The sequence below is a fragment of the Providencia sp. PROV076 genome, from assembly GCF_028483405.1.
In the GTDB taxonomy this organism is placed as follows: Bacteria; Pseudomonadota; Gammaproteobacteria; order Enterobacterales; family Enterobacteriaceae; genus Providencia; species Providencia huaxiensis.
This window is the reverse complement of sequence record NZ_JAMPRR010000025.1, coordinates 25,656-35,544: the sequence shown is the minus strand read 5'-3', so window position 1 is coordinate 35,544 and position 9,889 is coordinate 25,656. Positions and strand designations below refer to the sequence as shown.

8 protein-coding genes are annotated in these 9,889 nt (G+C 40.6%); 5 read left to right on the top strand and 3 right to left on the bottom strand.

The features are described 5' to 3' along the window. Window positions 1–31: 31 nt before the first annotated feature. A complete protein-coding gene (locus PSF67_RS16115; RefSeq protein WP_229597617.1) occupies window positions 32–442 on the bottom strand; it encodes a type 1 fimbrial protein in 411 nt (136 codons plus the stop codon). A 791-nt stretch (window positions 443–1,233) separates the two neighbouring features. Between PSF67_RS16115 and PSF67_RS16110 the strand changes: the two genes are divergently transcribed. From PSF67_RS16110 to yjiA, 4 genes are all read left to right on the top strand, one after another. Beyond that, window positions 1,234–1,686, top strand: a complete 453-nt coding sequence (locus PSF67_RS16110; protein ID WP_166265755.1) for a WG repeat-containing protein — start codon at window positions 1,234–1,236, stop codon at window positions 1,684–1,686. A gap of 431 nt (window positions 1,687–2,117) precedes the next feature. Further along, window positions 2,118–4,271: a carbon starvation CstA family protein gene (locus tag PSF67_RS16105; RefSeq protein WP_102139446.1), complete on the top strand. Its 2,154-nt coding sequence runs from the start codon at window positions 2,118–2,120 to the stop codon at window positions 4,269–4,271. A gap of 101 nt (window positions 4,272–4,372) precedes the next feature. After that, window positions 4,373–4,576 carry a YbdD/YjiX family protein gene (locus PSF67_RS16100; RefSeq protein ID WP_004260586.1) on the top strand — a complete coding sequence of 68 codons (204 nt, stop codon included), beginning with the start codon at window positions 4,373–4,375 and terminating at the stop codon, window positions 4,574–4,576. Between the two features lie 22 nt (window positions 4,577–4,598). Next, on the top strand, window positions 4,599–5,567 hold the full coding sequence (gene yjiA / locus PSF67_RS16095; protein ID WP_102139437.1) for a GTPase: 969 nt from the start codon (window positions 4,599–4,601) through the stop codon (window positions 5,565–5,567). 233 nt (window positions 5,568–5,800) lie between these two features. Here the strand turns inward: yjiA and PSF67_RS16090 are convergent, their stop codons facing one another. Both PSF67_RS16090 and PSF67_RS16085 read right to left on the bottom strand, forming a co-directional pair. Continuing rightward, the gene (locus tag PSF67_RS16090; RefSeq protein ID WP_272677253.1) at window positions 5,801–7,123 is read right to left on the bottom strand and encodes an L-cysteine desulfidase family protein; all 1,323 of its coding nucleotides are present in this window, start codon (window positions 7,121–7,123) and stop codon (window positions 5,801–5,803) included. Between the two features lie 208 nt (window positions 7,124–7,331). Further along, window positions 7,332–8,678 carry an MATE family efflux transporter gene (locus PSF67_RS16085; RefSeq protein WP_102139434.1) on the bottom strand — a complete coding sequence of 449 codons (1,347 nt, stop codon included), beginning with the start codon at window positions 8,676–8,678 and terminating at the stop codon, window positions 7,332–7,334. A 199-nt stretch (window positions 8,679–8,877) separates the two neighbouring features. Between PSF67_RS16085 and PSF67_RS16080 the strand changes: the two genes are divergently transcribed. After that, on the top strand, window positions 8,878–9,774 hold the full coding sequence (locus PSF67_RS16080) for a diaminopimelate dehydrogenase (protein ID WP_102139433.1): 897 nt from the start codon (window positions 8,878–8,880) through the stop codon (window positions 9,772–9,774). Window positions 9,775–9,889 lie beyond the last annotated feature (115 nt).

Genomic DNA, 9,889 nt, shown 5'->3' with positions numbered 1-9,889 from the left:
CATTACTAGCTAAACTAACGGACGACTGTTATTAGTCGTAAGCAACACTGAAGGTTACTGGTACGTTTAAGTTTTGAGCGACAGCATCAGTTGTTGTTGCATAAAGACCTGCAACCATTGGGATGATGTAATCACTTTGACCAGTAACTTTCAGGTCTGCAACTTCAGTTGTTGTGTTAGGCTTAACCGCAACTTTATCTTTACCAGCTGCTAACTTAACACTGATTTGTGATGCTTGAGCATCTGCAAACATGTCTGAATGGCCAGTTAATGCTTCACCTGTTGCTAAGATAGAAACAGTAGTTGCTTTTCCAGCTTCGTTATCGCTACCAGCGGCAGCGTCATAGACTTTAGTACAGTTATTTAAAACTAAATTAAAGTTTGCTTCTGATAATGCTTTAGCTGTATCAATTTTTTCGTTTGAGTGAGTTCCTAAGCTGATTAAGTCTTTAGAAGTGCTAATATTACAAGTTGCAGCAACTAAACGTGCATTAAAGTTAACAGTTGTATCTTGAGCAGCAAAAGCTTGAGAAGAAAGAGTTGCAACAGTGAAGCACCAATCAGAGCAAGTTTATTTAATTTCATAATCATAGTTCCTAAGTATATGGAAAAATTTTAATTTTGTTTTTAAATTAATATATATTTAAAGTTTCATATTTCAGATTAAGTTTTTATTCTATTAATAAATATTAACAACCCGACAATCATTATTTAAGAATCTATTAATAAAACGAGTTTATTAATATTAGATATTTAATAAACAATTTACTTCTTCATAAAAACTTAATTTTAAATGTCTTAGTATTTATTTAGTGAACACAGGTTCACCGGAGAACGTGATTAACATTAATTCTACTCACGTAGGTTGTCAAACAGGCAGAAAATGCATTTTTCTGTTTTTTTAATTGATTTCTAATTGTTAATTCTTATTTGTTTCAATTGGTTATGTGGTTTTTCATTGTCTTAAGTGATATCGATAGTTGGTTTTTGGTCTTATATGTTATATGGGTGAATAGGTTTGATAAATAAGCATGGTATGTTACCCCATCATTTCTAGTTGATGACTCAATTTCAGTCTTGAGATTATTCTTATATAAGACTTTGTTTACCGTTATTCCTAGTTTCATTGAAAGGGATATCAGCTATCTTTATTAAGTGAGTATTCAATAGAACAAATCAGATAAGCTTGGTTTCTTATCACCTATTAGGCGTAAAAGTAGAGCAAGGAAAGTTATGAAGATTCATTATGTAGTGGGTTTAATGTCTCTAGGATTAATATCTGTTTTATCAACAGCGCAAAATCTTGAACAACAATTTAGTTTATGGGTAGAGAACGAAAAAGATAAAATTGCGTGTTTTGAGCAACAATCTTCATTTAAGTATTGCTTAGGAAAATCACCTAATAAAGGTTTGGCTGTTTTTAACCAAAAAGGAGAAGAGATTTACCAACTTTACTATTTTGATAATTGGCCTGATGAAGCACAAGACGGGGTATATCGAATACGCAAAGAAGATAAAATTGGTTTTGCAGACGCAATAACAGGAGAAATTGTGATTGATGCAATTTATGATTGCGCGTATCCATTTGAAGCAGGAAAAGCAAAAGTCGGTATCGGATGTGAAACACAAACAGACGGTGAACACAGTTGGTGGGTTGGTGGTAAATGGACAACGATTACACGCTAATAGTAAATAGGTATTATACAGTTTTAGATAAACCACTTTTGAATTTTACGTTATTAATGAGATTTATTCACAATAACTCTCATTTTACTCATATTAAACTTAGTTTTTAACTTATTGAAAACAAATTAAAATAGTTATATAGATCACATTTTTGGCCGTATCTAGCCCTCCTAAAAACCATTCAAAGTAAAAAACAAACCGCTTAATTCCTTATGTCACCACTTAGCCTAACTTTAGTCATTTGTAGAGTGTAATTTCATACCATATACACCATGGCAGAGCTCAATTTTTTAATGTAATACAGTTCAACCACTGCCAATTAAAAAGCCATCAACGATAAATGGTAAGCAATGAAAACACAGCGATATCGTTTTTTATGGTGGTTAATACAAAATCAATGGCATGTTCGTTTTACCTCAGAAGGGTGTTCTATGAACAAAAATGGTATTTTAAAGCACATTCCGTGGATGATCCTAGGAATAATCGGCGCGGTCTGCTTGGGGGTAGTCGCACTCAGACGTGGTGAGCACATCAGTGCTCTGTGGATTGTCGTCGCTTCTGTGGCGGTGTATCTCATCGCATATCGGTATTACAGCTTATATATTGCTAAGAAAGTGATGAAGCTGGACGAAACACGTGCGACTCCTGCCGTCATTAATAATGATGGGTTAAACTATGTTCCGACAAATAAAAATGTCCTATTTGGTCACCACTTTGCCGCGATTGCAGGGGCAGGGCCATTAGTCGGACCGGTTCTTGCGGCTCAAGTCGGCTATTTACCCGGCACCTTATGGTTGCTTGCGGGGGTTGTGTTAGCCGGTGCGGTGCAAGATTTCATGGTGTTATTTATTTCATCACGCCGTAATGGTGCATCATTAGGGGAAATCGTTAAAGAGGAGCTTGGCCCAATTCCGGGAACGCTGGCGCTCTTTGGGTGCTTCCTAATTATGATCATTATCCTTGCTGTATTAGCATTGATAGTGGTGAAAGCCTTGGCAGAAAGCCCATGGGGTGTCTTCACCGTTGTGTCAACGGTGCCTATCGCATTGTTTATGGGGATATATATGCGATATATCCGGCCGGGACGCGTAGGTGAAGTTTCTGTTATCGGTATTGTTCTGTTAGTGGCTTCTATTTGGTTTGGTGGCGTGATTGCTCACGACCCATACTGGGGCCCAGCACTGACATTCAAAGACACGACAATTACTTATGCATTAGTGGGTTATGCGTTTATCTCAGCATTATTACCTGTATGGTTGATTTTAGCGCCTCGTGACTACTTAGCGACCTTCCTGAAAATTGGGGTTATCGTTGGTTTAGCGATTGGTATCGTTATTCTAAACCCTGAATTAAAAATGCCAGCAGTCACACAATTTGTTGATGGCTCCGGCCCTGTTTGGAAAGGTACTCTATTCCCATTCTTATTTATTACCATCGCTTGTGGTGCGGTATCCGGTTTCCATGCGTTAATTTCTTCAGGTACTACACCTAAGTTATTAGCAAACGAAAAAGATGCGCGTTACATCGGTTATGGTGCAATGTTAATGGAGTCATTTGTTGCGATTATGGCACTGGTAGCGGCTTCTATTATCGAACCAGGTCTGTATTTTGCAATGAATACACCACCGGCAGCGTTGGGTATTACAATGCCTAACTTGCATGAGTTGGGTGGCCCAGATGGCGCAGCTATCATGGCTCAGCTCAAAGATGTATCTGTTCATGCAGCTGCTACAGTGAGTTCATGGGGCTTTGTGATTTCACCTGAACAAATCATGCAAACAGCTAAAGATATTGGTGAGCCGTCGGTGTTAAACCGTGCAGGTGGTGCGCCGACATTAGCAGTAGGTATTGCGTATGTTTTCCATGAAATCATGCCTGCGGCAAATATGGGCTTCTGGTATCACTTTGGTATTCTGTTTGAAGCTCTGTTTATCTTAACAGCATTGGATGCAGGAACCCGTTCTGGCCGCTTTATGCTGCAAGATTTATTAGGTAACTTTGTTCCGTTCTTGAAGAAAACTGATTCACTGGTTGCGGGTATCATCGGTACAGCGGGATGTGTTGGCCTGTGGGGTTACTTATTGTATCAAGGCGTTGTTGACCCACTGGGCGGTGTTAAGAGCCTATGGCCTCTGTTCGGTATCTCGAACCAAATGTTAGCCGCGGTTGCTTTAATCTTAAGTACAGTTGTATTGATTAAGATGAAACGCAGTAAATACATTATGGTGACCGTCTTACCTGCGGTATGGCTATTAATCTGTACAACTTGGGCATTAGGACTGAAATTATTCAGTGATAACCCACAACTGGAAGGGTTCCTATACTTAGCGAAATCTTATAAAGATAAGATTGCGGCAGGTGGTGCAGAATTAACTGCACAAGAAATTACTAATATGAATCACATTATTATTAATAACTACACCAACGCAGGCCTGAGTATTCTATTCTTAGTGGTTGTCTACGGTATCATTTTCTACGGTATCCGTGTTGGGATGAAAGCATACAAAAACCCAGAGCGTACAGACAAAGAAACACCTTATGTTCCTGTACCTGAAGAGGGCGTGAAAGTTTCATCTTCACATTAAGTTACCCTTCAACGAATTTGAACATCGAAAGGTGTTTGATAAATGAAAGGTCGCCCTACATTGTGTACTCATGATGTAGGGCATTTGTATTGGAGAGGCTGATGTTTGGAAATCTCGGCAAAACAGGAAAATACCTCGGGCAAGCCGCACGAATGTTAATTGGTATTCCTGATTATGATACCTATGTACAGCATATGAGTGATAATCACCCAGATAAACCCGTGATGACATATAAAGAGTTTTTTCGCGAAAGACAAGATGCACGGTATGGTGGTAGTGGTAAAGGCGGATTTCGCTGCTGTTAATCAATGAAGTGTGAGGGCAATAATGAAACCTATTAGCGTAACAATTTTAACCGGTTTTCTCGGTGCAGGTAAGACGACTCTCCTTAGCCATATTCTTCATGCTGAGCATGGTCATAAAATCGCAGTGATTGAAAATGAGTTCGGTGAAGTCCCCATTGATAACGCAATAATTGGTGATCGTGCGACACAAATTACTACATTAAGTAATGGGTGTATTTGTTGTAGCCGTTCGAATGAATTAGAAAATGCCTTATTAGACCTATTAGATGGCCTTGATAGTGGAAAATTAGACTTTGACCGTCTAGTCATCGAGTGCACTGGCATGGCAGATCCAGGCCCGATCACTCAAACTTTTTTTTCCCATGAAGTCTTATGTGAACGTTATGTATTAGACGGCATTATTACCTTAGTGGATGCTGTCCACGCTGATAAACAATTGAATGACTTCGCCATTGCCCAAGCGCAGATTGGCTATGCAGACCGTATTTTATTGACCAAAACCGATATTGAGCCAAATAATGAAGCTTTAATTGAACGTTTACAACGTATTAATGCCAGGGCACCGATTTACCCCGTTATTCACGGTGATATCGACCTGAATTTATTATTGGACATCGAAGGCTTTTTATTGGATTCACAATTGAATGTCAAACAGCCGACATTCCGTTTCGCCCCTAAACAACAAAATGAAGTGGGCTCAATTGTCCTTGAATTTAATTACCCTGTTGAACTGATGGCAGTTTCTCAGGTAATGGAAGAATTATTACTTGGTTTTGCTGATAATTTACTGCGTTATAAAGGAATACTTTCCATTGTGGATGAGCCAAAGCGGTTGCTATTCCAAGGTGTTCAGCGCCTTTACAGTGCGGATTGGGATAGAGACTGGGACGTTGATGAACAACGCCGCAGTGTATTAGTGTTTATTGGTATTGACCTACCAGAAGAGATGATCCGCGAAAAATTCGCAGCCCTAGAAGTTAATTCTAAATAGAACAATTCAAAAAAAGAAATTCAAAGTCATTAGCGGCGTAGCAAGGCGGCAAAAGAGCCAATCCCTAGGAGCATACACAAGTATGTGACTAGGGTTGGCGAATGTAGCCAACAACGCTACGGCGTTAAGGGCGAAGAATTAGCGACGTAGCAAGACGGCAAAAGAGCCAATCCCTAGGAGCATACACAAGTATGTGACTAGGGTTGGCGAATGCAGCCAACAACGCTACGGCGTTAAGGGCGCGCTTTAGCGGCCATAATTTCAATAATCTGCACGTCAGTATGCTTCATAGACCCCGCTGCTAGAGAACATAAGTTGGCAATGGACTGGTCGACATCATCAGAAACGATACCATCCGACCCTCTAACACAGCTATTATCTAATGCCATCAACACGGCTTTATAAGCGGCACTCGCACTGGTTGACACCTTCATGGCACAACTGTTTGACGCACCATCACAAATCATACCGCTAACATCACCAATCATACTGGAAATTGCCATTGCAACGACTTCATATCGGGACTCGAGTAACCAGGCGATGCCTGCCGCAGCCCCCATCGCTGCGGTTGTCGCGGCACACAGTGCCGATAATGCAGGGAGCTGATTATGAATATAAATCGCCATTAGGTGCGACAACATTAAGGCGCGAGCCAGTTGTTCTTCGGAAGATTGTAAATAATCAGCCGTGACAACCACTGGCATGGTTGCAGCGATACCTTGGTTACCTGATCCTGAATTACTCATGGCTGGCAATACAGCCCCTCCCATTCGAGCATCAGAGGCCGCAGAGGTACGGATCATAATTTCTGACATTAAGTCTTTTGAAAGCAGGCCACGATCTCGCTGGGTTTGCAATGTTTTACCAATATGTAAACCATAAACATTGCGTAAACCTTCTTGAGATAAGGCTTCGTTTAAATGGGCCGCTTCAAGAATAAAACGAATATCTTCTAATGGCGCTTCGGTAGCAAATTGATAAACAGATTTAGCGGTGACTGGCGGCAGTGGGACGTCTGCCGCACAGTCAACAGGAGATTCATGATGAGGTTGAGCTGTCGTGGCATCAAATACGGTATGACTGTTGTGGATCATTTTAACAATATTCGTATGAGACCCCGCAATGATAACGGTTGCGGATCCAGTTTGTGTGTATACCGTGGCTTCGGAGTATATGACATCATCACAAGGGTGCTTGATATTAACGGTAATAGCCCCTTGAGCTAACATGCTTTTACTCAATGCAATAGCATCCGTAGATGCTGATTTTAATACTTCTAAACCCGCTTCAGGATCACCGCCAATTGCGCCAAGGGCTGCGGCAATAGGTAAACCAACCATACCTGTTCCGGGTACAGTTACACCCATGCCATTTTTCATGAGGTTAGGGGAGACAAAAGCACAGACACGGATCACGGCTCCATCAAGTAATGAAGCGGCTTTGGCGGCAGCATATGCCAATGAAATCGGCTCAGTACAACCTAAGGCAGGTTTTACTTCTTGTTTTACTGCGTTGATAAAATATTGCCAAAGTAGTGGTTGTGATTGAGCATGCATGGCAAATCCCCTTAATAAAATCTTTTTCAATTTTATTATTTTAAACAACAGTCTGGAGAAAAACTTCACTAAGTTAGGGGATTTAAAGAGAGTGGGGAGAAATATTATCTCTAATTTGAACTATAAAAATGAAATATTTCTAACTTTGAGCTTTGTCACAAAAGTCCTGCCTATGAAATTCGACAGGACCAAGTGATAATTGAAAAGGTTAGTTTTCTACATCAAGGCGTTTACTTTGCCACTTACGTGAGCGCCAGCGCCATGCATTGGTTAAGCCGCGCAGCCATTCATCAGCAAAGAAACCTAGCCAAATGCCTAAGAGACCCATCTCCATTTTTATGCCTAAGAAGTAGCCTAATGGGATAGCAACGCCCCACATAAAAATAATGGCAGTACATAGCGGAAAGCGAGCATCGCCAGAAGCACGCAAGGCATTTACCATCACGATATTAATTGTCCTGCCAGGCTCTAAGAACACCGAAAGTAAAAATAATGGCAGCAGTACCTTAATAATACCTTGGTCATCCGTAATATTATTTAAAATAGGATCGCGGAATAACCAAAAGGCGATAACGACACCAATTGTTACGTAAAAACCCATTTTAAGGCTTTTTACACCGCGCCTATAGGCATCTTCAAAGCGCTTTGCGCCAACAAGGTGACCAACCATAATTTCATTACCAATGCTGATAGAGATCCCAAACAGCATGATAAACAATGACAATTGGAAATAGAGCGTTTGTGCCGCGAGGGACGTTTCCCCCATTAAACCGATAAATGCAGATGCGGTCATGAAATGGAGGATCCACACGAGATTTTCCCCCGCAGAGGGTAATCCAATGTGTAAAATTTTCCCCAATATTTTCCGTGACCAGTGTATTAACATCATTGGGACAAATTTAATTCTCAGCCCATAAAACAGTAGGCAGAAAAGTAAAATAACGGCAACAATACGCCCTACGACAGTTGACCAAGCAACGCCTTCCAGCCCATATTGAGGTAAGCCGAAGAAACCATAAAGCACAATGATGTTACCAAATACGGTAATTACATTAGCGATTAATGTGACCCACATTGCAGGCTGCGCTTTACCATAAACCCGCAAGCATGCTGCTAAAATAATTGAGATTGCTTCTGGAATTAAACAAATCCCTAATATACGTAAATAAGTATAACCATCAGCCATTAAATGTGATGGCATATTCATGATAGTTAGAATGCTATAGCCAAAAAATAACGCAACTAATGCGCTGGAAAAGCCAAGAATAAAGTTAAAAGCGATTGAAATATGAATTGCTTGGCTGGCTTTTTCTCTACGCCCTGCCCCAAGGTACTGGGCAATAACAACGCTACACCCCACACTAATAAAGTTAAAAATAGTGATAAATAGATCAAATACTTGGTTTCCCACCCCCATAGCAGCAAGGTAGGCAGTAGAAACGTGACTGACCATATAGGTATTAATTAATAATGTGGCCAAATGAAGAAAAATATCGATAAAAATTGGCCAGCTGAGCGAAAAGAGTGACCGCTCAGTCACATCGGATTGATGCATTGAGAACCTTTATATATTCATGAATGTTAGGGAAAGCTTTCTGAGTGGCTAATTCTACATGGATTTCAATAATGAAAATAGGGTTAAAATGCGTCTGATTTAATTAGGCTAATGTTTTGTTTACTTTTAATTATTCTGTTAAATTCAATTTCGCTATAAATAATTTAATAAGCAACATCAGAACTGTATAGGAGCAAAAATGACAAAAATTAAAGCAGCAATAGTGGGCTACGGTAACATTGGTCGCTATGCACTAGAAGCTGTTCTGGCCGCTGAAGATTTTGAGTTAGTCGGGGTAGTTCGTCGTAATACACAAGATATTCCTGCAGAACTTTCAGCCTACAAAGTGGTTGATGATATTGAAAAATTAGGAAAAGTTGATGTTGCGCTACTCTGTTCACCTACGCGTGCAATCGGCCCATTAGCAGCAAAAATTTTAAGTTTGGGAATTAATACGGTTGATAGCTTTGACGTACATTCGGATATTGTGGCTTTAAAACGTAGCTTAGATGATATCGCGAAGCAGCATAATAGCGTGGCGGTTGTTTCTGCCGGATGGGATCCCGGTTCTGATTCGATTATGCGTACATTGATGTTAGCAATGGCACCAAAAGGGGTAACTTATACGAATTTTGGTCCGGGGATGAGTATGGGGCACAGTGTGGCCGCTAAGGCTATCAATGGCGTAAAAGATGCACTTTCTGTCACAATTCCATTAGGAACAGGGGTTCATCGTCGTATGGTTTATGTTGAATTAGACGGTGGCGCTAAGTTCGATGAAGTGGCTCAAGCGATTAAAGCAGACAGCTACTTTTCTTCTGATGAAACACATATTCGTCAGGTGGATAGCATTGATGCACTAAAAGATGTTGGGCACGGTGTGCACATGACTCATAAAGGCGTTTCAGGGGCAACACATAACCAGTTGTTCGAATATTCAATGCGCATTAATAACCCTGCACTGACGTCTCAATTTATGGTTTCTGCCGCACGAGCGACGATGAAACAAGCCGCAGGCGCCTATACTGTGATTGAAATTCCACCGGTAAATTTCTTACAAGGTGACTTAGATACGCTGATCGCCAAACTGGTTTAATTTCCATTTAGTCTATCTGTGGCATGGCGTTTCTACGTTCATGCCATCTTGTCGATATGTTTTACACTTTATCCTGTCTCGAGTCTATCATTCAGACTTTAACCACTGTTTATTT